The organism is Aeromicrobium sp. S22 (assembly GCF_009661045.1).
GTDB lineage: Bacteria > Actinomycetota > Actinomycetes > Propionibacteriales > Nocardioidaceae > Aeromicrobium > Aeromicrobium yanjiei.
The window spans coordinates 418,168-443,062 of sequence record NZ_WJWV01000002.1 but is presented as its reverse complement, the minus strand read 5'-3'; the positions used below and the strand labels follow the sequence as shown (position 1 = coordinate 443,062).

The 24,895-nt window shown below is 69.4% G+C and carries 22 protein-coding genes; 11 read left to right on the top strand and 11 right to left on the bottom strand.

Annotation, left to right across the window (positions count from 1 at the left end; all coding sequences use genetic code 11):
• Positions 1-38: 38 nt before the first annotated feature.
• The gene (gene bsh / locus GEV27_RS10825) at positions 39-1,010 is read left to right on the top strand and encodes a choloylglycine hydrolase (protein ID WP_309222180.1); all 972 of its coding nucleotides are present in this window, start codon (positions 39-41) and stop codon (positions 1,008-1,010) included.
• A 32-nt stretch (positions 1,011-1,042) separates the two neighbouring features.
• Here bsh and GEV27_RS10820 read toward each other — a convergent pair whose 3' ends face one another.
• Positions 1,043-2,227: an HNH endonuclease signature motif containing protein gene (locus tag GEV27_RS10820; protein WP_153934263.1), complete on the bottom strand. Its 1,185-nt coding sequence runs from the start codon at positions 2,225-2,227 to the stop codon at positions 1,043-1,045.
• Positions 2,228-2,343: 116 nt separating this feature from the next.
• On the opposite strand from GEV27_RS10820, the gene GEV27_RS10815 reads away from it, so the two are divergent.
• Positions 2,344-2,814 (top strand): hypothetical protein, encoded by a 471-nt coding sequence (locus tag GEV27_RS10815; protein ID WP_208430833.1) that lies wholly within the window; start codon positions 2,344-2,346, stop codon positions 2,812-2,814.
• Positions 2,815-2,831: 17 nt separating this feature from the next.
• On the opposite strand, the gene GEV27_RS10810 is transcribed toward GEV27_RS10815, so the two are convergent.
• The 7 genes from GEV27_RS10810 to GEV27_RS10780 form a co-directional block, all read right to left on the bottom strand.
• Positions 2,832-3,401: a dihydrofolate reductase family protein gene (locus tag GEV27_RS10810; protein ID WP_153911397.1), complete on the bottom strand. Its 570-nt coding sequence runs from the start codon at positions 3,399-3,401 to the stop codon at positions 2,832-2,834.
• Positions 3,402-3,513: 112 nt separating this feature from the next.
• Positions 3,514-5,241, bottom strand: a complete 1,728-nt coding sequence (locus GEV27_RS10805; RefSeq protein ID WP_153911396.1) for a bifunctional diguanylate cyclase/phosphodiesterase — start codon at positions 5,239-5,241, stop codon at positions 3,514-3,516.
• Positions 5,238-6,080, bottom strand: a complete 843-nt coding sequence (locus GEV27_RS10800) for an alpha/beta hydrolase (protein WP_309222179.1) — start codon at positions 6,078-6,080, stop codon at positions 5,238-5,240. The genes GEV27_RS10805 and GEV27_RS10800 overlap by 4 nt, the downstream gene beginning before the upstream one ends.
• Positions 6,081-6,167: 87 nt before the next feature.
• The gene (locus tag GEV27_RS10795; protein ID WP_194944180.1) at positions 6,168-7,358 is read right to left on the bottom strand and encodes an ROK family transcriptional regulator; all 1,191 of its coding nucleotides are present in this window, start codon (positions 7,356-7,358) and stop codon (positions 6,168-6,170) included.
• Entirely contained in the window at positions 7,355-8,521 is a 1,167-nt protein-coding gene (gene xylA / locus GEV27_RS10790) for a xylose isomerase (RefSeq protein WP_153911394.1), read from the bottom strand. The genes GEV27_RS10795 and xylA overlap by 4 nt, the downstream gene beginning before the upstream one ends.
• 27 nt (positions 8,522-8,548) lie before the next feature.
• The gene (gene xylB, locus GEV27_RS10785; protein WP_153934257.1) at positions 8,549-9,934 is read right to left on the bottom strand and encodes a xylulokinase; all 1,386 of its coding nucleotides are present in this window, start codon (positions 9,932-9,934) and stop codon (positions 8,549-8,551) included.
• A gap of 41 nt (positions 9,935-9,975) precedes the next feature.
• Positions 9,976-10,995, bottom strand: coding sequence for a glycerophosphodiester phosphodiesterase family protein (locus tag GEV27_RS10780; protein ID WP_153934256.1), 1,020 nt, complete (start codon positions 10,993-10,995; stop codon positions 9,976-9,978).
• Between the two features lie 96 nt (positions 10,996-11,091).
• Between GEV27_RS10780 and GEV27_RS10775 the strand changes: the two genes are divergently transcribed.
• From GEV27_RS10775 to GEV27_RS10760, 4 genes are read left to right on the top strand one after another with little or no spacing between them, the layout of a single operon-like run.
• Positions 11,092-11,616, top strand: a complete 525-nt coding sequence (locus GEV27_RS10775) for a flavin reductase (RefSeq protein ID WP_309222178.1) — start codon at positions 11,092-11,094, stop codon at positions 11,614-11,616.
• A 46-nt stretch (positions 11,617-11,662) separates the two neighbouring features.
• The gene (dxs, locus tag GEV27_RS10770) at positions 11,663-13,543 is read left to right on the top strand and encodes a 1-deoxy-D-xylulose-5-phosphate synthase (protein WP_153934667.1); all 1,881 of its coding nucleotides are present in this window, start codon (positions 11,663-11,665) and stop codon (positions 13,541-13,543) included.
• A 10-nt stretch (positions 13,544-13,553) separates the two neighbouring features.
• Positions 13,554-14,462 (top strand): PAC2 family protein, encoded by a 909-nt coding sequence (locus tag GEV27_RS10765; RefSeq protein ID WP_153652536.1) that lies wholly within the window; start codon positions 13,554-13,556, stop codon positions 14,460-14,462.
• A 20-nt stretch (positions 14,463-14,482) separates the two neighbouring features.
• The gene (locus GEV27_RS10760) at positions 14,483-15,355 is read left to right on the top strand and encodes an acyl-CoA thioesterase II (RefSeq protein WP_153652537.1); all 873 of its coding nucleotides are present in this window, start codon (positions 14,483-14,485) and stop codon (positions 15,353-15,355) included.
• A gap of 10 nt (positions 15,356-15,365) precedes the next feature.
• Here GEV27_RS10760 and GEV27_RS10755 read toward each other — a convergent pair whose 3' ends face one another.
• A complete protein-coding gene (locus tag GEV27_RS10755) occupies positions 15,366-16,247 on the bottom strand; it encodes a MaoC family dehydratase (protein WP_153934255.1) in 882 nt (293 codons plus the stop codon).
• Position 16,248: 1 nt separating this feature from the next.
• A complete protein-coding gene (locus tag GEV27_RS10750; protein ID WP_153934254.1) occupies positions 16,249-17,598 on the bottom strand; it encodes a 3-oxoacyl-ACP reductase in 1,350 nt (449 codons plus the stop codon).
• 148 nt (positions 17,599-17,746) lie between these two features.
• Between GEV27_RS10750 and GEV27_RS10745 the strand changes: the two genes are divergently transcribed.
• Positions 17,747-19,075: an acetyl-CoA C-acetyltransferase gene (locus tag GEV27_RS10745; RefSeq protein ID WP_228765150.1), complete on the top strand. Its 1,329-nt coding sequence runs from the start codon at positions 17,747-17,749 to the stop codon at positions 19,073-19,075.
• A 156-nt stretch (positions 19,076-19,231) separates the two neighbouring features.
• Here the strand turns inward: GEV27_RS10745 and GEV27_RS10740 are convergent, their stop codons facing one another.
• On the bottom strand, positions 19,232-19,885 hold the full coding sequence (locus GEV27_RS10740) for a TetR/AcrR family transcriptional regulator (RefSeq protein ID WP_153934251.1): 654 nt from the start codon (positions 19,883-19,885) through the stop codon (positions 19,232-19,234).
• A gap of 51 nt (positions 19,886-19,936) precedes the next feature.
• On the opposite strand from GEV27_RS10740, the gene uvrB reads away from it, so the two are divergent.
• The 4 genes from uvrB to GEV27_RS10720 all read left to right on the top strand — a co-directional run bounded on the left by uvrB (position 19,937) and on the right by GEV27_RS10720 (position 24,882).
• The gene (uvrB, locus tag GEV27_RS10735) at positions 19,937-22,021 is read left to right on the top strand and encodes an excinuclease ABC subunit UvrB (RefSeq protein WP_153934249.1); all 2,085 of its coding nucleotides are present in this window, start codon (positions 19,937-19,939) and stop codon (positions 22,019-22,021) included.
• 22 nt (positions 22,022-22,043) lie between these two features.
• Positions 22,044-22,826 carry an aldose 1-epimerase gene (locus tag GEV27_RS10730; RefSeq protein ID WP_153934247.1) on the top strand — a complete coding sequence of 261 codons (783 nt, stop codon included), beginning with the start codon at positions 22,044-22,046 and terminating at the stop codon, positions 22,824-22,826.
• Positions 22,827-22,841: 15 nt separating this feature from the next.
• Positions 22,842-23,603 (top strand): aldose 1-epimerase, encoded by a 762-nt coding sequence (locus GEV27_RS10725; RefSeq protein WP_194839998.1) that lies wholly within the window; start codon positions 22,842-22,844, stop codon positions 23,601-23,603.
• Between the two features lie 229 nt (positions 23,604-23,832).
• Entirely contained in the window at positions 23,833-24,882 is a 1,050-nt protein-coding gene (locus tag GEV27_RS10720; protein WP_153652545.1) for a TerC family protein, read from the top strand.
• Positions 24,883-24,895: the final 13 nt, after the last annotated feature.

Here is a 24,895-nt window from a genome sequence, read left to right as displayed (position 1 = left end):
CACCAGCCCGTGCCGGACACAACAGTGGAGGTCGCCCCGTGTGCACTGCAACGAACTATGTCGCCAAGGATCACTACTTCGGGCGCAACCTGGACCTGGAGTTCTCCTATCACGAGTCGGTCACCATCACCCCGCGCAACTTCCCGCTCCCGTTCCGCACCGTGGACGACGTGACGACTCACCACGCGCTGATCGGCATGACGACGGTGGCCGACGGCTACCCGCTCTACTACGACGCGACCAACGAGAAGGGCCTGAGCATGGCGGGGCTCAACTTCCCCGGCAACGCCGACTACAAGCCCGAGACGCCGGGCAGGAACAACATCACGCCGTTCGAGTTCATCCCTTGGATCCTCGGCCAGCTCGAGACCGTCTCCCAGGCGCGCGAGGCCTTGCAGGAGATGGTGCTGGTCGACATCCCGTTCAGCGCTGAGTTCCCCCTGTCACCGCTGCACTGGATCATCTCCGACCGCGAGGAGTCGATCACGGTGGAGTCGGTCAAGGACGGGCTGCGGGTCTACGACAACCCGGTGGGCCTGCTGACCAACAACCCGACGTTCGACATCCAGCTGTTCAATCTCAACAACTACGCGAGCATGTCGACCGCGCAGCCGGAGAACCACTTCTCCAAGACGCTGCAGCTCGACACCTACAGCAGGGGACTGGGTGCCGTCGGTCTGCCCGGCGACCTCTCCTCGATGTCCCGGTTCGTCAAGGCGGCGTTCACCGCGGTGAACTCGGTCTCTGGTGAGTCCGAGTCCGAGGCCATCAGTCAGTTCTTCCACATCCTTGGCTCCGTCGCGCAGCAGCGGGGCTGCGTGGAGGTCGGGGACAAGTACGAGATCACGATCTACTCGTCGTGTTGCAACACCGACAAGGGCATCTACTACTACACGACCTACGAGAACAGCCAGATCACATCAGTCGACATGCATCACGTCGACCTCGACGGCACCGACCTCTCCACCTACCCGCTGGTCACCGGGCAGCAGATCCTGGCGCAGAACTAGGCGCGGTTCCACCCGCTCGGCGGCGGCATGCGTCAGGCGGCGACGTACTCGATCGCGATGGGGGGAGCGGGTGGGTAGAGCTCTATCACGATCGGTTCGGACGGCGGTCTCGGCGGGCTGGTCGACCAGTGCAGGAGTCCGTGTCCCTTGAGATTGTGGTGTCTTCGACAGAGCGGCCCCATGTTGTCGCCCGTTGTCGGACCGGCGGGGTGGGGTATTCGGTGGTCGAGATCGCACCGCTCCGACGGCACCCTGCACCCGGGTGCTTGGCAGACGCCGTGGAGGAACTGCAGCGCTAGAGCGAGGGTGTCCGGGGCGAACCGGCCCACGTACTCGTGCGCAAGGACGTCGTCGGTGACCGGGTCGACGACGATGCGGTGCCAAAACGTGCTGCCGGTCGCGATCACGTCCTCAAGCCACGGGGCGGGGACGGCCCATGTCCCGTCGGTGGATTCGGCAAGCCCGGGAGCCGCACCGGCGAGGACATCTGCCGCGACGGTGACCGCGATGTTCGCGTCCACGGCTGAGGTGACGGCCTCGGAGCTGGTGCACCAGGCGACCAGCAGGTCGGCCTCACGCTGGGCCACGGTGCGGTCATCGTCCGGGGCAGCCGGCTTGCGCGCGTCTTTGCGCAGGCGCGCTTCGATGGCCGCTGCCTGATGGGACGGCAGGTAGGCGTTGAGCCAGGACATCGAGTCGTCCCCATGGGTGACAGTCACGCGCCGCTGGGTTCGTTCGGTGTCGGCGCGTTCGGTAGCCAGATCAGCCTCGACCCGTTGCACGAAGCGCCGCAACCATTGCCGCAGCTCGGTGCCGGTGTGGCTGGTCGCGTAGCCGATGACCCGACTCTCGAGGCGGGCGATCGACTCGGGACGGTGCAGCTTCTCGATGGTCGCGCTGATGTCGCGGACCCGGGAGAAGTCGATCAGCCCGTCGACGAATGCCTCCCACACGAGGGGTGTCTTCTCGCGCACGCGGTCAGCGATCGACAGCCGCAGGTGGATCTGTGCCTCGGACATGCCGGTGGCCTCACCGATGGTCAGCGCGATCGCGGACCGCTCGATCTTGCGCCGCAGCGACGACTCGATCTGCGCAGTGCGTGCCATCTCGGCGTCCCGGTAGTCCAGCATGGTCTGGATGGTGTGCGCCTCGGCCAGGGCCTGGCGCCGGACAGCGTCCGACAGCGCCTGCGTCGTCGGAGCTGTCGTCGTGGCCATACCTCAAACCTAGACGTCGCCACTGACACTCCCTTCGGCCGCGACCGCAGACCGTTTTGACGTTGTGGACATCAGTGTTCTGGACGTGGCCGGAGCTGATGCGCAAGGATCGTCGTGTGGCAGCAAGGATCGTCGAGAACCACGTCGAGGTCTCGGCGACTACAGCGGTCGTCTGGGACCGGGTGGTCCATCCAGATGGCATCAACCACGAGATGCGGCCCTGGATGACGATGAGTCTTCCGCGTCGAGCGGCCGGGTTGACGGTGGAGACCATTCCGCTCGGTCGGCCCGTCGGCCGCGCTTGGTTGCGGCTGTTCGGCCTCATCCCATTCGACTTCGATCACCTGACCGTGGTTGAGCTCGAGACCGGGGTCCGGTTCCTGGAGCGATCGACCATGATGAGCATGCGCCGGTGGGAGCACGAGCGGACCTTGACTCCCGTTGCCGGTGGCACGCGCGTGCATGATCGGGTGACTCTTCAGCCGAGGCTGCCCATCCCGGGGCTGGACGCTCTTCTCGCCCGGGTGGTCGACGAATTCTTCAAGCACCGGCAGCGACGACTGCAGACGTACTTCGCGACGCGGTGAGATCTCCGGGGCTCGCGTCAGTCCGCGCTTCGCGTGGGTCGGTAGCGCACGGCGATGGCCCCCGACTTCAGTTCTTCGCGGTCCACGAGCTCAAGCTGGATGCGCTCATGCAGGCCCGCGAGCAACGTCGGTCCGTGCCCGGCGAGCACCGGCTGCACGAGGAACTCGTACTCGTCGATCAGTCCCAGGTCTGCCAACGCCAAGGGGAGCGTCACGCCACCCACCCACAGGCCGTTGCCCGACTCGTGCTTGAGCCGCTGGACCGCCCGTCCCAGGTCGCCTCGTATCAGCTCGGCATTCCAGTCGGCCACGCTCAGCGTGCTCGACACGACGTACTTCTTCGCCCGGTCGAGGGTCTCGGCGAACGGGCGCTGCCAGTCCTCCACCCAGTCAGGCCACACGCCCGAGGCCGGCTTCCGCCACGCCGACTCCATCATCTCGTAGGTCACCCGGCCGAACAGGAGAGCGTCGGCGCGCTCGATCTCGGCGGTCCAGTAGCCCATCGACTCCTCACCAGGTGGCAGGCCTGCCTCGTGATGGCAGCAGCCGTCGATCGTGACGTTGATCGAGTATCGAAGTGGTCTCATCCGGACGCTCCCGTCGTTCGCACTATTCCTAATAGGAATATCCCGGGACGTTACCACTCAGCGCCGTCGAGATGGAAGGGCCTGGGACCGGGTCGTCAACAGAGATCCGCTGTCAACGATGGTCGGTGAGCCAGGCGGCGACGTCCTCTGCGCGCAGAGGACGGGAGTAGAGGTAGCCCTGAGCGATGTCGCAGCCGAGCTCGGTGAGACGCGAGAGCTGGGCCGGCGTCTCCACGCCCTCCGCGACGACGGCGACCGAGAGGGCGTGGGCGAGCTCGATGCAGCTCACCACGATCGCGGTGGACTCCGGCGAGGTGTCGAGGCCGTCGACGTATGACTTGTCGATCTTGATCTCGTCGATGGGGAACTCGTTGAGATAGGCAAAGCTGGCGTGGCCGGTGCCGAAGTCATCGATCGACAGCTGCACGCCGTGCTCGTGGAGCTCCCGGACGTTCTCGCCGACCTGAGGGGCGTCGGTGATCAGGCCGGTCTCGGTCAGCTCCAGCGTCAGCAAGCCGGGGTCCAGGCGCTCCGCGCGCAGCAGCGACAGGACGGTGTCGGCGAACCGTGCCTCCCCGAGCTGGCGCGCCGAGATGTTGACCGACATCTGCACCGGGCCGGCAGAACTGGTGAGCTCGACGGCCTGCGCGATGGCCGTGGCGCACGCCCAGGTGCCGATCTGGCTGATCAACCCGCTCTTCTCCGCCACCTGGATGAATCCTGATGGCGCGATGGGGCCGCGATCCGGGTGGTCCCACCGGACGAGCGCTTCGAACCCGTGGACCCCGCCGGTGCGGAGGTCCAGCTGAGGTTGGTACTCGAGGCGGAGCTGACCTTCTGCGATAGCCGTACGGATCTCGCCGAGAAGTCGGATCTCGTCGAGTCCGGAGTCATCATCGACGACCGCCGAACGTTTCCACCTGTTTCGACCAGCTGCCTTGGCGGCGTGCATGCCGGTGCCTGCGTGCTGCAAGAGGGCTTCGGCGGCAGCGGCCGCGCCTGCGCGACCAGGAGAGACTCGGCTCCCGGTGGCCAGTCCGATGCTGGCGGACACGACGATCTCGAGGTCGTCGGCCCTCATGGGCTCGGCCACGAGGGCAAGGATGCTGTCCGCGTGGGCCTCGAGCGACCCCTCGCGCAGGGCGACGACGAACTCGTCGCCGCCCACCCGGCCGACGAGCGCGCCCTCCCCGAACCGGTCGCCGAGCCGTCGGGCGATCGTGTTGAGCACGTCGTCACCCGCTGCACGCCCGAGGCTCTCGACGATGACGCGGAAGTGATCGAGCCCGATCCAGCACGCCCCGATCTCCTGCCCGGGCTGGAGGGAGGTGAAACGATCTGCAATCGCGGCGACCACCCCGGTCCGGTTCAAGAGGCCGGTCAGGGTGTCGTGGCGTGCGACGCGCGCGAGGTGCTCCTCAGCTCTCCTGCGACGGGCGTCGGCGTCCTCGGCCCGGTGCACGGCCGAGATCAGCTGCGTCTCCTCGAACGATCGCTCGCGCCTCGGCACGACGACATACAGCGTCACGTCCGGCTCCGTCATCACCCGCGAGGCGCCCAGCGTGGCGGGGAGCCGAACGCGATCGGCGCCGAGGACGGTGACGGCGATCTCGGGGACCCGGCCCGCGAGGTCGAGCAGGGGAGCGGTGCGGGTGGAGAACACGATCCGGTCGCCGACCGGCAGCAGTCGCAGGAACGAGGTGCCGAGCAGCTCGGCGCGACCCAGGCCCGTCCACGTCGAGAACCAGTCGTTGGCCTCCACGATCGTGCCATCGGCAGCCGTGAGGACGAAGCCGGTGGACGCCGCCCGAAAGACGGCCTCGAAGTCCGTCGAGGTCATGTGGCGGCGTAGGAGAGCAGGACTCGCGCCGTCTCGGCCGGGGCGCTGACCTGGGGCACGTGGCCGGTGGCGTCGAGCACCACCAGCTCGCTCCCTGGCAGCTGTGCGTGCAGATACTCTCCGACCGACAACGGAGCCAGGGCATCACTCGAGCACTGCACGATCAAGCTCGGGACGGTCACGGCAGGCAGCAGATCACGAACATCGGACAGGAAGGTGACCCGGGCGAACGTCCGCATCACGCGCGGATCGACCCGGCAGAAGCTGTCCTCCAGCTCGCCGGCGAGCTCGGGCGACTCAGCGTTGCCCATCACGACCGGAGCCATCGCCGAGGCCCACGCCATGTGGTTGTCGTCCAGCGAGTCGAGCAGGTCCTCCACGTCGGGGTGCGACATGCCGCCGACATAGCCCGCGGCATCGTCGTCGAGATAGGACGGCGACGGAGCCAGCAACACCATTCGCGCCAGGAGGTCCGGGCGCTGCACCGCCGCGGTGATCGCCATCATCGCGCCGATGCTGTGGGCCACCACGGTGACGTCCTTGAGGTCGAGCGCCTCACAGATCTCGAGCAGATCGTCGACGTATCGGTCCAGCGTGCCGTACGCCACCGGGTCATAGGAACCGAGATCCGAGCCGCCCGCCCCCACGTGGTCGAACATGACGATCCGGAACATGTCGCCCTCGCGCAGGAAGGGCAGGAGTCGTCCGTACATGCTCTGGTCGCAGCCGAAACCGTGCACCAGCAGCAGGACGGGAGCATCCTGCGGCCCCAGTACCTTCACGTTGTTGCGGACCAGCACGTCGTCCAGGTCAGGGGCGCGCTCGGGGGAAGTTGGCACGGCACAGCCTCTCACGTATGCACGCCGCCCGAGGTGCAAATGATGTGGGGGCATGACCAACGTCGCGCTGACGACCGCTGCCTCAGATCAGAGCGAGACGGCGCCCGTGAACACGTCCGCGAGCGCATCCTCCGCCGCACCCAGGGCGGCGGCGTGGATGCCGAGCGTGCTGAGACGGATCTCGGGGAGGTGGATGTCGGCCGAGGGGATGCGCTCGGCCAGGACGGCGCTGGCGGCCGGTACGACGTACTCGCCCAGCGGGACGAAGTAGCCGCCGAGGACGATGACGGCGGGGTCGAGGACCGCGGCGAGGGTGGCGAGGCCGCGGCCGAGATGATGGCCGAGATCCTCGAGGGCCGCGCGGACGGCCTCGTCGGTGGCGGCCCGGTCGGCGACGGCGGTGGCGGTCTGCAGGGGAGTGGCGTGCTCGTCCATGCCGACCGCGGCGAGCATGGCTCGCAAACCGACCGAGGCCTCCCAGCAGCCGAGGCGGCCGCAGCCGCAGACGGCTTCGGGGTCGCCGATCGGCATGTGGCCGACCTCGCCGGCGAAGCCGGAGCCGCCGCGCAACAGCTGGCCGCGCTGCACGATGCCGGCGCCGATGCCGATCGTGCCGGTCAGGTAGAGCGAGTTCTGCACGTCCCTCGCGACGCCGTGCGAGGCCTCCGCGAGGGCCGCGCAGTTCGCATCGTTGTCGATCGTGGTGGGGCAGGCGTGGCCGAACGCGCCCTCCAGCTCAGCAGCGAGCTCGCGCCCGCCCCACCCGAGGTTCGGCGCCCACGACACCGTCCGGTTGTCGTGGGCGACGAGCCCCGGCACCGCGACGGTCGCGCGGACGACGGTGTGGCCGCTGTCCATCAGGGACGTACGAACGTCGGTCGCGAGCTCCACGAGCTCGGTCGTGCTGGGCGGCTGTCCCGCGGTCGCGACGGGCCGGGTCTCGACGACCTTGACGCGCCCCGCGAGATCGATGGCCACCGCTGCGACGTAGTCGACGTTGACCTCGAGCCCGAGCCCCAGGATCGACTCGCCGGTCAGGGTCACGGGCTTGCCGGGGCGACCGCGCCCGGACGCCGTGGGGGCCGTGACGTCCTCCGTCACGGCGCCCACGGCCGCCAGCTCACCGACGATCGTGCCGACGGTGGCCTTGGCGAGTCCGGTGCGCCGAGCCAGCTCCGTGCGCGTGGCAGGCCCCTCGGCCCGCAACGAGCGCAGGACGAGGCCCGTGTTCTGCCTGCGCACCTGCTCGGTGCCGGCCGGCGCACCGGTCGGACTCACGCGCCGCGCACTCCGTACAGGTGCTCCAGCGCGAGCTGGTCGAGGTGCTCGAACGCCGCACCGCGCGCAGCCAGCTGCTCGGGATCGGCCATCTCGGCCCGCTCCAGGTCGGCCCAGCTCTCGCCCACGGACAGGGTGGGCACCGACAGCTCGGCCACCTTGGCGGCCTCGAGTGCGGCCTGCACCTCGGGATCGGCGCGGAACGCCTGCACCTTGTCGCGCAGGATCAGGTAGTTCGTCATGCAGCCGGCCGCCGCCGCCCAGACGCCGTTGTCGTCCTCGGTGCGGGGCGTCTTGAAGTCGAAGTGCACGGGTCCGTCGTAGCCACCGGCCAGGATCGTGTCGACGACCCAGAACGCGCCACGGACGTTGCCGGCGCCGAAGCGGAAGTCCTGGTCGTAGCGCGGGCCGGTCTGGCCGTTGAGGTCGATGTGGAAGAGCTTGCCCTGCCACAGGGCCTGCGCGTAGCCGTGCGCCGCGTTGAGGCCGGCCATCTCCTCGTGCCCGATCTCGGGGTTGACGCCCACGTTCTCGGGGCGGTCGAGGGTGTTGATGAACGCGAGCGCGTGCCCGATAGTCGGCAGCAAGATGTCGCCGCGGGGCTCGTTGGGCTTGGGCTCGATCGCGAACTTCATGTCGTAGCCCTTGTCGTGCACGAACTCGCCGAGGACGTTGAACGCCTCGCGGTAGCGGTCCAGCGCGGCAGCGACGTCCTTCGCGGCGCCGGACTCGGCACCCTCACGGCCGCCCCAGGCGACGTACACCTTGGCGCCGAGCTCGGCGGCCAGGTCGATGTTGCGCATGACCTTGCGGATCGCGAACCGGCGGACGTCGCGGTCGTTGGAGGTGAACCCGCCGTCCTTGAAGACCGGGTGCGTGAACAGGTTGGTCGTCGCCGTCGTGACGACCAGGCCGGTGTCGTCCAGGCCCTTCTTCCAGCGCTTGATGATGGCCTCGCGGCCGGCGTCGTCGGTGCCGAACGGGATCAGGTCGTCGTCGTGGAAGTTGACGCCGTACGCGCCGATGCGCGCGAGGTTCTCCAGCGCGTAGACGGGGTCCATCTCGGCGCGGGTCGGCTCGCCGAACGGATCGCGTCCGCCGTAGGCGACGGTCCAGAGACCGAAGGAGAACTTGTCCTGGGGGGTGGGGGTGGGGATCGTCATGACATACCTGTCTTCAGTAGGGGGCGGTCAGGCCCAGTCGGCGGTGCGGTCGCGCAGCCGTGCGTAGGCCTCACGCACGAGAGGGGTCGGTTCAGCGGTGTGGGTCTCGGCGATCGCCGCGGCCCAGGTCGGGGGTTCGGCGGATCCGCTCAGCGCCCACGCCGCCTGCCGCGCGGCGCCCAGCGCGACGTACTCACCGGGGGCGGGCACGGTGACGGGGGCGCCGAGGAGCGCGGGGGCGAGCGCGTGGACGGCGGGATTGCCGGCCGCGCCGCCGACGAGCAGGATGCGCTGGGCCGGGACGCCGGTCATGCCGGTCAGCAGCTCGACACCGTCGGCGAGCGAGCACAGCAGGGCCTCGAACGCCGCCCGCGCGATGTCCTCGCGGGTCGTGGAGGACGTCAGGCCCGACCAGGTGCCGGTGGCGTCCGGACGGTTGGGGGTGCGCTCGCCGTCGTAGTAGGGAAGGAGCGTCACGCCGTTCGCGCCGGACGGTGCCATCAGCGCGAGGAGGCCGAGCTCGTCGTGGTCGACGCCGAGCAGGCGGCACTGCAGGTCGAGGATGCGCGCGGCGTTCATCGTGGTCGCCATCGGCAGGAAGCGGCCGGTCGCGTCGGCGAAGCCGGTCACCGATCCGCTGCCGTCGGCGATGCGGGTGTCGCTGATGGACGAGGCGACGCCCGACGTGCCGATCGACACGACGACGTCGCCCGGCTGCACGTCGAGCGCGAGTGCCGCGGCCATGTTGTCGCCCGTGCCGGCCGCGACGACGAGCCCGGACGACGTGCGGTCCGCGACCTCCGCCGGCGCGACGATGCGCGGCAGCGACACCGCGTGGCCGAGCGCGGACTCCGCGAGATCGGGGCGCCAGTCGTCGTCGGCGGTGGAGAAGTAGCCGGTGCCCGACGCGTCGCCACGGTCGGTGAACGCCTCGCCGCCAGTGACGTGTCGCGACACGTAGTCGTGGGGCAGCAGCACCTCGTGCGTACGCTTCGCGGCGTCGGGCTCGTGATCACGCAGCCAGCGCAGCTTGGTCGAGGTGAAGGACGCGACCAGGACGCTGCCGACGGCCTCCGCGCACGCGTCGGGCCCGCCCAGCTCGTCGATCAGGTCGCGCGCCTCGCGGGCCGAGCGGGTGTCGTTCCACAGGATCGCGTCGTGGACCGGCTCCCCGTGGGCGTCGAGCGCGACCATGCCGTGCTGCTGGCCGCCGATCGCGACCGCGGACGCACGGGGGAGCAGCCCGTCGGTGGCGCGGTCGAACGCCTCGAGCCAGGCGCGGGGGTCGACCGCCGTCCCGGCCGGGTGCTTGGCCGACTGCTGCGCCACGACCTCGCCGGTCGCAGCATCGACGAGCACGGCCTTGGTCGACTGCGTGGAGGAGTCGACTCCGAGAACGAGATCAGATGCCATTCACCCTGTTTAGTACGACTCTTGAACTAAGTCAAGGGTCGTCAGGCGGCGAGCGCGCGGTGTCGCCGGACGCCGGCACCCGCTGCGCGTCGCGACACCCAGCGATCCCGGCAGGCGACGGCCGTGTCGGGGTGGTCGGTGAAGACCGCGTCCACGCCGGCGTCGAAGAGCTCGCGGTACTCCGGGTCGGCGAAGCCGATCTCGTTGTCCGTGCCGGTGCGGAGCTCGGGCGGCAGGTAGCGGTTCTCGCTGCGGAGCGTCCAGACGTAGACGTCCAACCCTGCGCGGTGGGCGCGCTCGACCAGCGGGGAGCGTCGCCGGGGGGACCGGCTCGTCGCGGGACGGACCACGAGCCGCTTGGGCACCGCCAGCGCGGCGGCGTACGTGGAGACCTGGTCGAGGCCGCCGATGCGCAACAGATCGGCGGACGAGTTCAGCAGCTGCAGCATGGGCAGGCCGCTGCGCTCGGACAGCGAGCGCAGCACCGCGGGGTCGTCCGCCTCGACCCGGATCGGGACGTCGGGCAGGTCTGCGGCGCAGCGGCGGAGGGCGTCCAGCAGCAGATCGTCCAGTGGCGCACCGGTCTCGGCGAAGTGTCGGGCGCTCTTGAGCTCCAGGCACAGGCCGACCCGCGTGCCCTGCTCGCGGTTGTGGGCAGCCACGAGCGCGATCGTGGCGTCGAGGGTCAGCAGCGGCTCGTCCGTCCACCGGGTGTTGTGGCTGCGGAGGACCGGGTGGCGCTCGCGGGCCCGCAGCATCGCGAGCTCCTCGAGGGTGAGGTCCTCGCTGAACCAGCCGGTGTGCTCCCGGCCGTCGATCACCTTGGTGGTCCGGCGGTCGCGCAGGGCCGCGACCTTCTTGACGTCGGTCGTGCGGGACAGCTCGTTCTCGTGGCGGCACAGCAGATGGCCGTCGGCCGTCGGCACGAGGTCGGGCTCGACCAGGTCGACGCCGCACTCCATCGCGATGCGGTACGACCGCTCGGTGTGCTCGACCGCGTAGCCCGGCGCGCCCCGGTGCCCGATGACCAGTGGGGAGCGGTTGGCCTGTTCGTGGCTCATGTCTCCCAGTGTCAACCTCGACCATGACGGCCCGACGACAGACACGCGTCCCGCAGGTGAACGTCCGACGCCCACCTGTCCTCGTACGCTGGCCGGGTGACCATCCACTCGGACCACCCGTTCGTCCCGCCCGAGGGCGACCGCGACCCGCTGCGCCGTCTGCGCGGCCGGATGCCCGCGCCCGTGACGGTGTGGGCGACCGGGACCGGGCGCAGCCGTGCGGGCCTGACGATCTCCTCGGTCCTGGTGGCCGACGGCGAGCCCGCGCGGGTGCTCGGGCTGGTCGACGCCGACTCGTCGTTCTGGGACGAGGGCCCCGAGGCCTGGGTCGTCAACGTGCTGGGCGCCGAGCACCGCTTCCTCGCCGATGCGTTCGCGGGCACGGCCCCCGCACCGGGTGGGCCGTTCACGCTGGGCAGCTGGTCGGACAGCGACTGGGGACCCGTCCTGGGGGCGACGGCGGGCTGGCTGGGCGTACGCCGCGCCGACGCCCCGCCGCGCCAGGTGGGCTGGGGCCTGCTCGTCGAGGGGACGATCGAGCACGTCGAGGTCGGTGACGCCGATGCGATGGTGCACCTGCGTGGCCGTTATCAGGAGGTACGACCCAGCGGGCTCGCGTGACGTCGATAGACTGATTCCTATGGCATCTGGAGGGAAGGAGACAGCGATGGGCATCCTCGGCAGGCTGTCGGGACCCTCGGACCTCAAGCACCTCAGCGAGGACGAGCTCGATCAGCTCGCCGCCGAGATCCGTGAGCTGTTGATCGTGTCCGTGGCGTCCAACGGCGGGCACCTGGGGCCCAACCTCGGTGTCGTCGAGCTGGGCATCGCGATCCACCGGGTGTTCGAGTCCCCCAAGGACCGTGTCGTGTGGGACACCGGCCACCAGTCGTACGTCCACAAGATGCTGACCGGCCGCGCGAACGAGTTCGGCTCGCTGCGCACCGAGGGCGGGCTCTCGGGCTACCCGAGCCGATCCGAGTCCGAGCACGACTGGGTCGAGAACTCCCACGCGTCCACGAGCCTGTCCTACGCGGACGGCATGGCGAAGGCCAATCTGCTGCTCGGCAAGGACGACCACGTCGTCGCGGTCATCGGTGACGGCGCGCTCACCGGCGGCATGGCCTGGGAGGCGCTCAACAACATCGCCGCCGACCAGGACCGCCGCCTCGTCGTGATCGTCAACGACAACGGCCGCTCCTACACCCCCACGGTCGGCGGGCTGGCCAACCGGCTGACCGAGATCCGCACCAACCCCAAGTACGAGACGACCCTCAGCGCGATCCGCGAGCGCCTCAACGCGACGCCGTTCGGCGGCACCAAGGCGTACGAGGCGCTGCACGCGATCAAGAAGGGCGTCAAGGACGCCCTCGCGCCGCAGGGCATGTTCGAGGACCTCGGCCTGAAGTACATCGGCCCCGTCGACGGTCACGACCGCGCGTCCGTCGAGCGCGCCCTGGCGCAGGCCAAGAAGTTCGGCGGACCGGTCCTCGTGCACGTGCTGACCACCAAGGGCCAGGGCTACGACATCGCGGTTGCCAACGAGAACGACCAGATGCACCAGGCCAGCCCGTTCGACCGCGCGACCGGCGAGGCCGTGACGATCGCCCCGGCCGGCTGGACGTCGGTGTTCCGTGACGAGATCGTCCGCATCGCCGACGAGCGTCCCGACGTCGTCGGCATCACCGCCGCGATGCTCTACCCGGTCGGCCTGGACGCGTTCGCCGACAAGTTCCCCGACCGCGTGTTCGACGTCGGCATCGCCGAGCAGCACGCCGTCACCAGCGCCGCGGGCCTCGCGATGGGCGGGCTGCACCCCGTCGTCGCGGTCTACGCGACGTTCATCAACCGGGCGTTCGACCAGGTGCTGCTCGACGTCGCGCTGCACAAGTGCGGGGTCACCTTCGTGCTCGACCGCGCGGGCGTGACGGGCGACGACGGCGCGAGCCACAACGGCATGTGGGACATGTCCCTGCTGCAGATCGTCCCCGGGCTGCGCCTCGCCGCGCCCCGCGACGGCTCGCAGCTGCGTGAGCTCCTGCGCGAGGCGGTCGACGTCGACGACGCCCCGACCGTCATCCGGTTCGCCAAGGGCGCGGTCTGCGACGACCTGCCGGCGATCGAGCGCATCGGCACGTTCGACGTACTGTCGCGCGACGACGCCCGTGACGTGCTGATCGTGGCCGTCGGCGCGTTCGGCCACCTCGCCGCCGAGGCCGCCGATCTCGTTCGTGCCGCCGGCTACGGCGTCACGGTCGTCGACCCGCGCTGGAGCAAGCCCTTCGACCCCGCGCTCGTCCAGATGGCCGGCGACCACGACCTCGTGGTCACCGTCGAGGACAACGGCCGTCACGGGGGAGTGGGCTCGGCCTACACGCAGGCCGTACGCGATGCGGGCATCGAGACGCCGATCCGTGTGCACGGCATCGAGCAGGAGTTCCTCGACCACGCCAAGCGGGACGTCATCCTGGGCCGGCTGGGTCTCACCGCCCGGTCCGTGGCCGACGACACCTTGGCGCGGCTGGGCCGGAATAGCGCGAACGGGTGAGTGGTTGATCATGGCGATGAAGAACTGGCGCTTTCGACGAACCCCTGACCAGCCACGTCGCCGCGACGGCAGTGGCCCGGTGCTGATCCACGCCCTCGACGGATTCCTCGGGGCCGGCTCGGCCGCACGTCTTGCCGCGGCACAGCTGCGCACCGACCACGGCGAGGTCATCCACGAGTTCGACGTCGACGAGATGCTCGACTACCGGGCCCGACGTCCCATGATCGGCTTCCGCGAGAACCACTACGCGGACTACGACGAGCCCAAGCTGCAGGTCGTCCTCGAGCACGACGCCAACGGTGTGCCCTACTTCCTTCTCGCTGGGCCCGAGCCCGACTTCCAGTGGGAGCGGTTCGTGGCCGACGTGCACGACCTCATCGAGGAGCACGACGTCCCGCTGACGCTGGGACTCGGCGCCGTCCCGATGGGCGTCCCGCACACGCGTCCGGCCATGATCACCGCGCACGGCACCCGCCCCGAGCTCGTCGACCGGCAGAACCTGTGGTCCGCCCAGGTCACCGTGCCGTCGTCGGCGCAGTCCCTGCTGGAGTACCGGCTCGGGCAGTGGGGGCACGATGCCGCCGGCTACGTCGTGCACGTGCCGCACTACCTCGCGCAGATCGACTACCCGACCGCTGCGCTCGCGCTGATCGACGCCCTCGTCGACCGCACGGGCCTCGCGATCGACGTCGACGCGCTGCGGGCCCGCCAGGGTGCGGCGCTGCTGGAGATCGAGCAGCAGATCGAGGAGCAGGGCGGCAAGGAGCTGCTCGGTGGCCTCGAGGAGCAGTACGACGCGTTCACCCGCGGTGCGGCCCAGTCGCTGCTCGCGAGCGACGAGGACCTGCCGAGCGGCGACGAGCTCGCCGACCAGTTCGAGCAGTTCTTGGCGAGGCAGCGCAAGAACGACCAGGGCTGAGCGTCCTCTAGGGTGGGGGCGTGCCTGCTTCCCTCTCTGACGTCATCGGCCTCCTCGACCTCGAGCAGCTCGAGGTCGGCCTGTTCCGTGGATCGCAGCCCGAGTCGTCGTCCCTGAAGCGGGTGTTCGGCGGCCAGGTCGCCGCGCAGGCGCTGATGGCCGCGCAGCTGACCGTCCCCGAGGACCGTCACGTGCACTCGCTGCACCTGTACTTCATCCTCGGCGGGGATCCGACGATCCCGATCGTCTACGACGTCGAGAACGTCCGCGACGGTCGTTCGTTCACGACCCGGCGGGTCGCGGCGCGCCAGCACGGCGAGATCATCTTCTACATGACCGCGTCGTTCCAGGTCGTCGAGGAAGGCTGGGACCACCAGGACCTGATGCCGCAGGTCCCGTCGCCCGACGAGGCGACCCCGCTGATCGACATCATCGCGTTGCAGGGGCAGGATGCCGTCGATCACTGGACGAAGGAGTGGGCGTCCTTCGACATGCGCTACATAGGCGACAACCGGCCTGCGGACGATCCGCAGCGCAGGTTGGTGCCGGCCACGCAGCGGCTGTGGTTCCGTGCGGACGGCGAGCTGCCCGACTCCCGGCCCATCCACAACGCCGCGTTCACCTACATCAGCGACCTGAGCCTGCTCGGGGCGAGCCTCGTGCCGCACGGGCAGTTCATCGGCTCCGACCGTGTGCAGCCGGCGTCGCTCGACCACACGATCTGGTTCCATCGTCCGGTCTCGGCCGATCAGTGGCTGCTGTACGACCAGACGTCGCCGTCAGCGTCCGGCGCCCGCGGTCTCAGCACCGCCCGGGTGTTCTCGCAGGACGGCGTGCTGGTCGCGACGGTCGCCCAGGAGGGCCTGATCCGCCCCCTGACCCCGCGCACCTGACGGCGTCCGGTCAGACGCCGGGGACGACCCGCCCGACCAGGTGGGTCACGGGCTTCTTGGCGCCCTTGACCCCGAACGTGAGCACGTCGCCGTCCTTGCGCGAGCCGAAGACGACCGTGCCGGGCAGCAGGATCGGCTTGCGGAACTCCACGTCGTTCGTGAACGTGTCGGGCAGCTTGTTGTGCACCGCCGAGAGGCTGCGCGCGAGCGTCCACATGCCGTGCGCGATGTTGGTCGGGAACCCGAACGCCTTGGCGGTCAGCGGGTAGAGGTGGATCGGGTTGCGATCGCCGGAGATCGCACCGTAGCGACGGCCCAGGTCTCCGCGGAGCTTCCAGTGGACGACCCCGTCGGGCGCCTCGACCCCGGCCAGGGGGACGTCCGTGGTCTCGGCCGATCCGCCCTTGTGCCGGGAGAACAACGTCATGACCTCGTCCCAGACGACCTCGTCGCCGACCGAGGCGGTCGTGACGATGTCGATGAGCGAGCCCTTGGGGTGCGGGCGGCGGTCCGCGGCGCGCACCGTGAGGTCGAAGGACTCGTCCACGCGGATCCGGCGGTGCTGCCGGATCGTGTTGCGCAGGTGGACCAGGCCCATCGGCGCGAACGGGAACGCCGTGTCGGTCATCAAGGCCATGTGCAGGCCGAACGCCGCCATGTGCGGATACGGCGTCGGCAGGTGGTCGCCGCGGGGGAACCCGCAGACCTCGTTGTACGCGTCGAGGTGCTGCGGGTCCGTCACGACGCCGTTGCGCTGCAGCTCCAGGTCGGGCGCCTCTCCCGTGGCGTGCTTGATCCCGGGCAGGCCGCCGAGGACGGGGATCGCCGGCAGCGCCGCCTTCAGCATGAGGGGGAGGGTGGCGGGCGCCGTGTCGAAGACCCGGGTGGACATCTCAGGCGCCGATCAGGGCCTGGCCGCAGACCCGGACGACGTTGCCCGAGATCGCGGACGAGCCCGGGTTGGCGTACCAGGCGATGGCCTCGGCGACGTCGATCGGCTGACCGCCCTGCGACAGCGAGCTGAGCCGACGGCCCGCCTCGCGGATGCCGATCGGCATGGTCTTGACCATGTCGGTCTCGATGAAGCCGGGAGCGATCGCGTTGACCGTGATGCCGTCCTTGGCGACGCGCTTGGACAGGTCCTGCACGAAGCCGATCACGCCGGCCTTGGCCGTGCCGTAGCTGGTCTGGCCGTTGTTGCCCGCGATGCCGGCGATCGAGGAGATGCCGATGACGCGGCCGCCGCGACGGATGAGTCCCTGGTCGAGGAGCTCGGCAGTGATGCGCTGGGGGGCGCCGACGCTGATGTCGATGACCAGGTTCCAGTTCTCGGTCTTCATGTTCTTGAGCCGCTTGTCGCGGGTGATACCGGCGTTGTGGACCACGATGTCGACGCCGCCGTGCGCGTCCTTGAGGGCCTGGGCGATGACCGCGGGCGCGTCCTCGGCCGTGATGTCCTCGGCGATCGAGGTGCCGTCGAGCTCGGCCATGAGGGCGTCCAGATCGTCCTTGAGGGAAGGGACGTCGAGCCCGACGATCGAGGCGCCGTCGCGGTGCAGGGTGCGGGCCATCGCCGCGCCCAGGCCGCGGGACGCTCCCGTGATGAGCGCGACCTTGCCCGCGAGGGGCTTGGCGGGGTCGGCGACCGCGTCGGCGTCCACGAGGTCGGTCAGCCCGAGGCGGATCACCTGGCCCGACACGAACGCGGACTTGGGGGAGAGCAGGAACTCGAGGGTCGAGCCGAGCGCGCCCTCGGAGCCCTCGCCGACGTACACGAGGTTGGCGGTGCTGCCGTTGCCGCCGATCTCCTTGCCGGCGGAGCGGACGAAGCCCTCCAGCGCACGCTGGGCGATCGCGGCCGTCTCGCTCCCGGCCTGCTCGGGGAGCCGGCCGATCACGATGAAGCGGCCCGAACGGGCGAGGCTGCGCATCGCGGGGGTGAAGAACTGCTGCATCGTGGCGAGACCCGCGGTGTCGGTGATCCCGGTGGCGTCGAACACGAGGCCCTTGTACGTCTTGCTGTCGGCACGGACGCCGACGGCCTCGATGCCGCTGGCCTTGAGCGTCGCGTGGAGGGAGGTGCCGAGGAGGCCGCCGGGGGCTGCGCCGACGAGGACGGTTCCCTTGACGAGGGGGTCGCCCTCGGTCCAGCGCTCCAGCACGGGGGGATTGGGCAGACCCAGGTTCTTGACGACGAACTGGCCGATCGGGTTGTGGGCGAGCGACTGGTAGTGGTCGGTCATGAGGCGGGTGTGTCCTATCTCTCGGATACCATTGGTATCTGGAATGATCTTGAAACTGTAGCCTCGGAAATCAGCGCCAGTCCAGCCACCCCGGATGCGGCGCTCATCACGTACAGCACCATCGTTCACGAAGATCGAGGAGACCGCCATGGCGGACATGACCCCAGCCAAGAAGTCCCCCGCAAGCCCGCAGCAGGTGCGCCGCGTCGCCGTCATCGGCGGCAACCGCATCCCGTTCGCCCGCTCCAACACCGTCTACACCGACGTGTCCAACCAGGAGATGCTCACCGCCGCCCTCGACGGCCTCGTCGAGCGGTTCAACCTGCAGGGCGAGCGGGTCGGCGAGTTCGCGGCCGGCGCGGTGCTCAAGCACAGCCGCGACTTCAACCTGGCGCGCGAGACGGTCCTGGGCTCCAAGCTCTCGCCCGACACCCCCGCGTTCGACGTCCAGCAGGCCTGCGACACCGGCATCCAGGCCGCTGTCCTCGTCGCCAACAAGATCGCTCTCGGCAAGATCGAGGTCGGCATCGCCGGCGGCTCCGACACCACGTCGGACGCGCCGCTCGCGATCGGCGACAAGCTGCGCAAGATCCTGCTCGAGGCCAACCGCGCGAAGGACAACAAGGCACGCCTCGCGGCGTTCGCCAAGATCCGCCCCGCGTACCTCGCGCCCGACCAGCCGCGCAACGCCGAGCCGCGCACGGGTCTGTCGATGGGCGACAGCCAGGCCATCACGACCAAGGAGTGGGGCATCACCCGCGAGGCCCAGGACGAGCTCGCCGTGACGTCGCACCGCAACCTCGCCGCGTCGTACGACGAGGGCTGGCAGGACGACCTGGTCACGCCGTTCCACGGGGTCACGAAGGACAACAACCTGCGGCCCGACTCCAGCCTGGAGAAGCTCGCGAAGCTGAAGCCGGTCTTCGGCAAGTCGTTCGGTGACGAGGCCACGATGACGGCCGCCAACTCGACGCCGCTGTCCGACGGCGCGTCGGTCGTGCTGCTGTCGTCCGAGGACGAGGCCGCCAAGAACGGCTGGACCCCCGAGGCGTTCCTCGTGGACTACGAGACGGCCGCAGTCGACTACGTGTCGGGCGCCGAGGGCCTGCTGATGGCTCCGGTGTACGCGGTGCCGCGCATGCTGGAGCGTCAGGGCCTCACGCTGCAGGACTTCGACTACTACGAGATCCACGAGGCGTTCGCCGGTCAGGTGCTGACGACGCTCGCGGCGTGGGAGGACGCGCAGTTCTGCAAGGAGAAGCTCGGCCTCGACGCGCCGCTCGGTGCGATCGACCGCAGCAAGCTCAACGTCAAGGGCTCGTCGCTCGCCGCCGCGCACCCGTTCGCCGCGACCGGCGGACGCATCGTGGCCAACCTCGCCAAGCTGGTGCACCAGAAGGGCGAGGGCAGCCGCGGCCTGATCTCGATCTGCGCCGCCGGCGGCCAGGGCGTCGTCGCGATCCTCGAAGGCGCCTGACCCCGCGCCGGGGGGACCGATCTTTCGGCCTTTCGGCAGCTGGGACACCATGAACGCAGAGACATCCGTTCCCCGGGGGACGGATGTCTCTGCGTTTGCGCAGCCGGAACGACGCAAACGTCGAAAGATCGGTCCCGGGCGGCGGTCAGGCGGGGGTCAGGCGGTGCCGCGGGCCATTGCCACGGCGGCGAGGGTGAGGAGCGACTTGACCTCGTCGAACGGCACGGGGCCCGTGACGGGCAGACCGGCGTTGTGCTTGCGGACCGCGAGCTGCAGCGTCACCAGGTTGAGGACGCCGAGGGCCTGCGTGTAGAAGATGTTGGCGAGCAGGTCGGGATCGCGGACGACATAGTCGCCGGCCTCGACGCCGGCCTCCAGGATGCGCACCACGTGCGCCAGGCACGCCGTCATCGCGGTGCCGAGCGAGAGCATCACGGGCTCGCTGATCTCCTCGAGCAGCTCGTCGCCGCGGCGACGCAGGAGGGCCTGGGCGCAGTCGACGAACGCCGGCAGGCGGACACCGAAGTCCAGGAACACCTCGGTGATGTGGCCCAGCCGCACGTCGGGGGAGTCCGACGCGTCGTCGGCCTCACCCAGCAGGCCCTCGAGCTCCTCGAGATAGCTGACCAGCGTCTCGGCGAACAGCTCTTCCTTGCCCGAGAAGTGCCGGTAGATGATCGCCCGGTTGATGCCGACCGCCTGGGCGATGTCCTCGATCTGGGCATCACGCACGCCGCGCTCGTCGAACAGGTTGCGCGTCGCTTCGAGGATCTCCCTCTTCCGCTCCGCGCGGCGCTCCGAGACTGCCATGCCGGACAGTCTAGGCCCGTCTTTGTCGGGACCGGGTCGTAGGCTCGTGGCATGAGGTCTGTAGCGGAGCTGCGTCGCCAGGTGGCGCCCATCGAGGTCGTGTCCGAATATCAGCCGGCGGGCGACCAGCCGGCGGCGATCGCCGAGATCTCCAAGCGCATCAAGGGCGGCACGCAGGACGTGGTCCTGCTGGGCGCGACCGGCACCGGCAAGACCGCGACCACGGCGTGGCTCGCCGAGCAGCTGCAGCGTCCGATGCTCGTGATGATGCCCAACAAGCTGCTCGCGGCCCAGTTCGCCAACGAGCTGCGTGAGCTGCTGCCCAACAACGCGGTGGAGTACTTCGTCTCCTACTACGACTACTACCAGCCCGAGGCGTACATCGCGCAGAGCGACACCTACATCGAGAAGGACTCCTCGATCAACGAGGAGGTCGAGCGCCTGCGCCACAGCGCAACCTGGTCGTTGCTGACCCGCCGCGACGTCATCGTGGTCGCGACGGTCTCGTGCATCTACGGCCTCGGCTCCGCGCAGGAGTACCTCGAGCGCATGATCGGCTTCAAGGTCGGCGAGGAGCTGCCCCGCGAGCAGCTGTTGCGCACGCTCGTCCAGGCGCAGTACGTGCGCAACGACGTCGCGAGCACCCGCGGTACGTTCCGGGTCAAGGGCGACACGGTCGAGATCTTCCCGGTCTACCAGGAGATGGCCGTCCGGGTGGAGTTCTTCGGCGATGAGATCGAGCGGCTCATGACGCTGCACCCGCTGACCGGCGAGGTGCTGAGCGACGACAAGGAGCTCTACGTCGGTGCCGCGACGCACTACGCGGCCGGCAACGACACGATGCACCGCGCGATGCGCACGATCGAGCTTGAGCTGGAGGCCCGCCTGGCCGAGCTCGAGGGGGAGGGCAAGCTCCTCGAGGCACAGCGACTGCGCATGCGCACGACGTACGACCTGGAGATGATGCAGCAGGTCGGCACCTGCTCGGGCATCGAGAACTACTCGCGCCACATGGACGGACGCCCGCCCGGATCGGCGCCCAACTGCCTGCTCGACTACTTCCCCGAGGACTTCGTGCTCGTGGTCGACGAGTCGCACGTGACGATCCCGCAGATCGGCGCGATGTACGAGGGCGACATGTCCCGCAAGCGCTCGCTGGTCGAGCACGGCTTCCGGCTGCCCAGCGCGATGGACAACCGGCCGCTCAAGTGGCCCGAGTTCCTCGACCGCATCGGCCAGACCGTCTATCTCTCTGCGACCCCTGGCTCGTACGAGATGGAGAAGGTCGAGGGCGACGTCGTCGAGCAGATCATCCGGCCCACCGGACTGGTCGACCCCGAGGTCCTCGTCAAGCCGACCAAGGGTCAGATCGACGACCTGATCACCCAGATCCGCGGCCGGGTCGAGCGCGAGGAGCGGGTCCTGGTCACGACGCTGACCAAGAAGATGTCCGAGGACCTCACCGACTACCTGCTCGAGGCGGGCATCCGCACCCGCTACCTGCACAGCGAGGTCGACACGCTGCGACGCGTCGAGCTGCTGCGCGAGCTGCGCCTGGGCGAGTACGACGTGCTGGTCGGCATCAACCTCCTGCGAGAAGGCCTCGACCTGCCCGAGGTCAGTCTCGTGGCGATCCTCGACGCCGACAAGGAAGGCTTCCTGCGCTCGCAGCGCTCGCTGATCCAGACCATCGGCCGTGCGGCCCGCAACGTGTCGGGCCAGGTCATCATGTACGCCGACCGGATCACCGACTCGATGGCCTGGGCGATCGAGGAGACCAACCGTCGCCGCGAGAAGCAGGTCGCCTACAACACCGAGCACGGGATCGATCCCACGCCGCTGCGCAAGAAGATCGGTGACATCACCGACATGCTCGCGCGTGAGGACGCCGACACCGCCAACCTGCTGGCCGCGACCGGAGACAAGCGCCGCAAGGGCGCCGCGGTGCCCCTGGGGCAGCACACCGCCGACCTGGCCAATCTGCCGTCCGGCGAGCTCGCCGAGCTCACCGAGCAGCTCAGCGAGCAGATGAGGTCGGCCGCCGCCGAGCTGCAGTTCGAGGTCGCCGCCCGGTTGCGCGACGAGATCAGCGATCTGAAGAAGGAGCTGCGCAGCATGATCGAGGCGGGCGTCTGACCGCGTCGGGCAGGATGTCCTGATGACCGACGTCCTGGAGAACGACCGCGTACGCGCCACGATCGACCCGGCTCGCGGTGCCCGGCTCACGAGCCTGGTGATCGACGGTCATGAGCTGCTGGCGCGGGCCGAGGACCCCAGCGTCGACCCGGCCATCGCCGACGGCTGTTTCGCGATGGTGCCGTGGGCCGGTCGCGTCCGCGAGGGTCGGTTGCGGACGGCCGACGGCGTGCACCAGCTGCCGGTGTCCGACGACGGCAACGCCCTGCACGGCCTCGGCCACCTCGAGGTGTGGGACGTCGTGGGGGAGGGCCGCTACCGGCTGGGTCTCGGCGAGCCGTGGCCGACGACCGGCACGGCGTCCCTGACCTACCGCCTGCTCGACGCGGGCCTGCGCATCGAGCTGTCGTGGGACGACGGCACCGCGTCACCGTGCTCGATCGGGCTGCACCCGTGGTTCCCGCGCACACTTCCGACCGGCCAGGAGGTCGTGCTGTCGTTCGATCCCGAGACCATGGTCGAGCGGGGGGACGACGGGCTGCCCACCGGACGCCTGGTCGAGCCATCACCCGGGCCGTGGGACGACTGCTTCCGCGTGGCCGGGTCGCCCGTGCTCAGCTGGCCGGGTGCGGTCCGGCTGCGCCTGAGCTCGAGCTCGCCGTGGTGGGTCGTGTACTCGCAGCCGGAGTCGACGATCTGCGTCGAGCCGCAGACCGCTCCGCCTGACGCCTTCGACCACGCCTCCCTGCAGCCGACCGGCGGCTGGCCCCACGACCTTTGGTTCGAGCTGGACGCCGCCGAGTAGGCGAGACTGGTCCCTGTGAACCCCGTCATCGAGAACGCGCGCATCCGCGCAGAGATCGACCCGAGCCTCGGAGCCCGGCTCCACCAGCTGACGATCGACGGCCTCGAGCTGCTCGGTCCCGACGGCTGCTTCCCGATGGTGCCGTGGGCCGGCCGCATCCGCGACGGCCTGCTCCACGTCGACGGGCAGACGTACGAGCTGCCGCAGGCGCCCGACGGCCACGCGATCCACGGGCTGGGCCGCAAGATCGAGTGGGAGAACGCGGGCGACGGGGTGTTCCGGCGGCGTCTGGGTGCTCCGTGGCCCAGCGAGGGGACTGCCGAGCTGCGCTACACGCTGCTCGACGACGGCCTGCGCATCGAGCTGTCGTGGGACGACGGCACGGACCTGCCGTGCTCGATCGGTCTGCACCCGTGGTTCCGGCGTCGTCTCGCCACGGGCGAGGAGATCTCGATGTCGCTGGACATCGACGAGATGGTCGAGCGCGGGCCCGACGGTCTGCCCACCGGCCACCTGGTCGCGCCCAAGGAGCAGCCGTGGGACGACTGCTTCCGGCTGGGCCTGCCTCCCGTCCTGACCTGGCCCGGAGCGCTCGAGCTGACCCTCACGGCGTCCACCCCGTGGTGGGTCGTGCTCACCGACCGGGAGCACTTCGTGTGCGTCGAGCCGCAGACCGCGCCGCCGGACGCCTTCGACCACCCGACCCTGCAGCCCGAGGGCGGATGGCCGCGCAGCCTGTGGTTCGAGCTCCGGGCCCGCTCGCTCCGGACCAGCTGACGACAGTGCGCGGACGCTGCCACGGCGTTCGTCTGGCATTGCTGACACAATGGTGCGCGGAGGGGAGTATTCCCTGATCGCAGAGCCGTCATCACGGTGACTCCCAGCAGTCACCCGGTTCTGCGGGCCGCATCCCCGGCGGAAGAGACCTCCGGCGCAGCGACGACCGGAGGTCCAGCCAGTGTTTCTTCCCCTCGCCGAACAGGCGGCCCGAGACGAGACGATCGGCATGTCCGTCTCGCAGACCGAGTGGATCGTGACGATCAGCGTCACGATCGCGGTGCTCCTGTTCGACATCATCATCGTGGCTCGCAAGCCGCACGAGCCGACGCTCAAGGAGTGCGCGGCCTATCTGACCGGCTACGTCGGCCTCGCGATCGCGTTCGGCATCTGGGTCATGGTCCACCACGACGTGAAGCCCGGCCCGGGTGAGAAGGGCGGCGACTTCGGTCTGCAGTTCTTCGCCGGCTGGTTGACCGAGTACAGCCTCTCGATCGACAACCTGTTCATCTTCCTCATCATCATGGCGAGCTTCAAGGTGCCGAGGAAGCTGCAGCAGGAGGCGCTGCTGGTCGGCATCATCATCGCGCTGGTCTTCCGCGGCATCTTCATCGCGATCGGCGCCGTGGCGATCGAGAACTTCTCCTGGATCTTCTACATCTTCGGCGCGTTCCTGCTCTGGACCGCCTACACGCTGGTGAAGGACAAGGACCACGACGACGACGGTGAGAACGCGGTCGTCCGCATGGCCCGCCGGTTCTTCAACGTCAAGGACGAGTGGCACGGCCTCAAGTTGTTCATCAAGGAGAACAAGAAGACCTACATCACGCCGATGTTCCTGGTCATCTTGTCCCTCGGCACCACCGACCTGCTGTTCGCGCTCGACTCGATCCCCGCGATCTACGGTCTGACGCAGGAGCCGTACCTGGTCTTCACCGCCAACGTCTTCGCCCTGATGGGTCTGCGCCAGCTGTACTTCCTGCTGGGCGATCTGCTGACCAAGCTGATCTACCTGTCGCAGGGTCTCTCGGTCCTGCTGGCGTTCATCGGCGTCAAGCTCGTGCTGCACGCCCTGCACGAGAACGAGCTGCCGTTCATCAACGGCGGTGAGCACGTCAAGGTCCCCGAGATCCCGACGCTGCTGAGCCTCGGCGTGATCGTCGGCGTCCTCGCCGTCACGGCCATCGTCAGCCTCACGGTGTCCTCGCGTCGCGAGCGGGCCGGACTGGCGGCGGACGGCCAGCCCAAGTCGAGCGATCCGGACGACACGCAGCGCTGAACCTCCCACCACG

Coding starts and splice junctions, on each gene's coding strand:
- GEV27_RS10755 (WP_153934255.1), bottom strand. CDS start 16,247: ATGTCCACCCGGGTCTTCGACACGGCGCCCGCCACCCTCCCCCTCATG.
- xylB (WP_153934257.1), bottom strand. CDS start 9,934: ATGGCATCTGATCTCGTTCTCGGAGTCGACTCCTCCACGCAGTCGACC.
- GEV27_RS10820 (WP_153934263.1), bottom strand. CDS start 2,227: ATGGCCACGACGACAGCTCCGACGACGCAGGCGCTGTCGGACGCTGTC.
- GEV27_RS10750 (WP_153934254.1), bottom strand. CDS start 17,598: ATGACCGACCACTACCAGTCGCTCGCCCACAACCCGATCGGCCAGTTC.
- GEV27_RS10765 (WP_153652536.1), top strand. CDS start 13,554: ATGGCGATGAAGAACTGGCGCTTTCGACGAACCCCTGACCAGCCACGT.
- GEV27_RS10810 (WP_153911397.1), bottom strand. CDS start 3,401: ATGAGACCACTTCGATACTCGATCAACGTCACGATCGACGGCTGCTGC.
- xylA (WP_153911394.1), bottom strand. CDS start 8,521: ATGACGATCCCCACCCCCACCCCCCAGGACAAGTTCTCCTTCGGTCTC.
- GEV27_RS10805 (WP_153911396.1), bottom strand. CDS start 5,241: ATGACCTCGACGGACTTCGAGGCCGTCTTTCGGGCGGCGTCCACCGGC.
- GEV27_RS10730 (WP_153934247.1), top strand. CDS start 22,044: ATGACCGACGTCCTGGAGAACGACCGCGTACGCGCCACGATCGACCCG.
- GEV27_RS10720 (WP_153652545.1), top strand. CDS start 23,833: ATGTCCGTCTCGCAGACCGAGTGGATCGTGACGATCAGCGTCACGATC.
- dxs (WP_153934667.1), top strand. CDS start 11,663: ATGGGCATCCTCGGCAGGCTGTCGGGACCCTCGGACCTCAAGCACCTC.
- uvrB (WP_153934249.1), top strand. CDS start 19,937: ATGAGGTCTGTAGCGGAGCTGCGTCGCCAGGTGGCGCCCATCGAGGTC.
- GEV27_RS10780 (WP_153934256.1), bottom strand. CDS start 10,995: ATGAGCCACGAACAGGCCAACCGCTCCCCACTGGTCATCGGGCACCGG.
- GEV27_RS10745 (WP_228765150.1), top strand. CDS start 17,747: ATGGCGGACATGACCCCAGCCAAGAAGTCCCCCGCAAGCCCGCAGCAG.
- GEV27_RS10740 (WP_153934251.1), bottom strand. CDS start 19,885: ATGGCAGTCTCGGAGCGCCGCGCGGAGCGGAAGAGGGAGATCCTCGAA.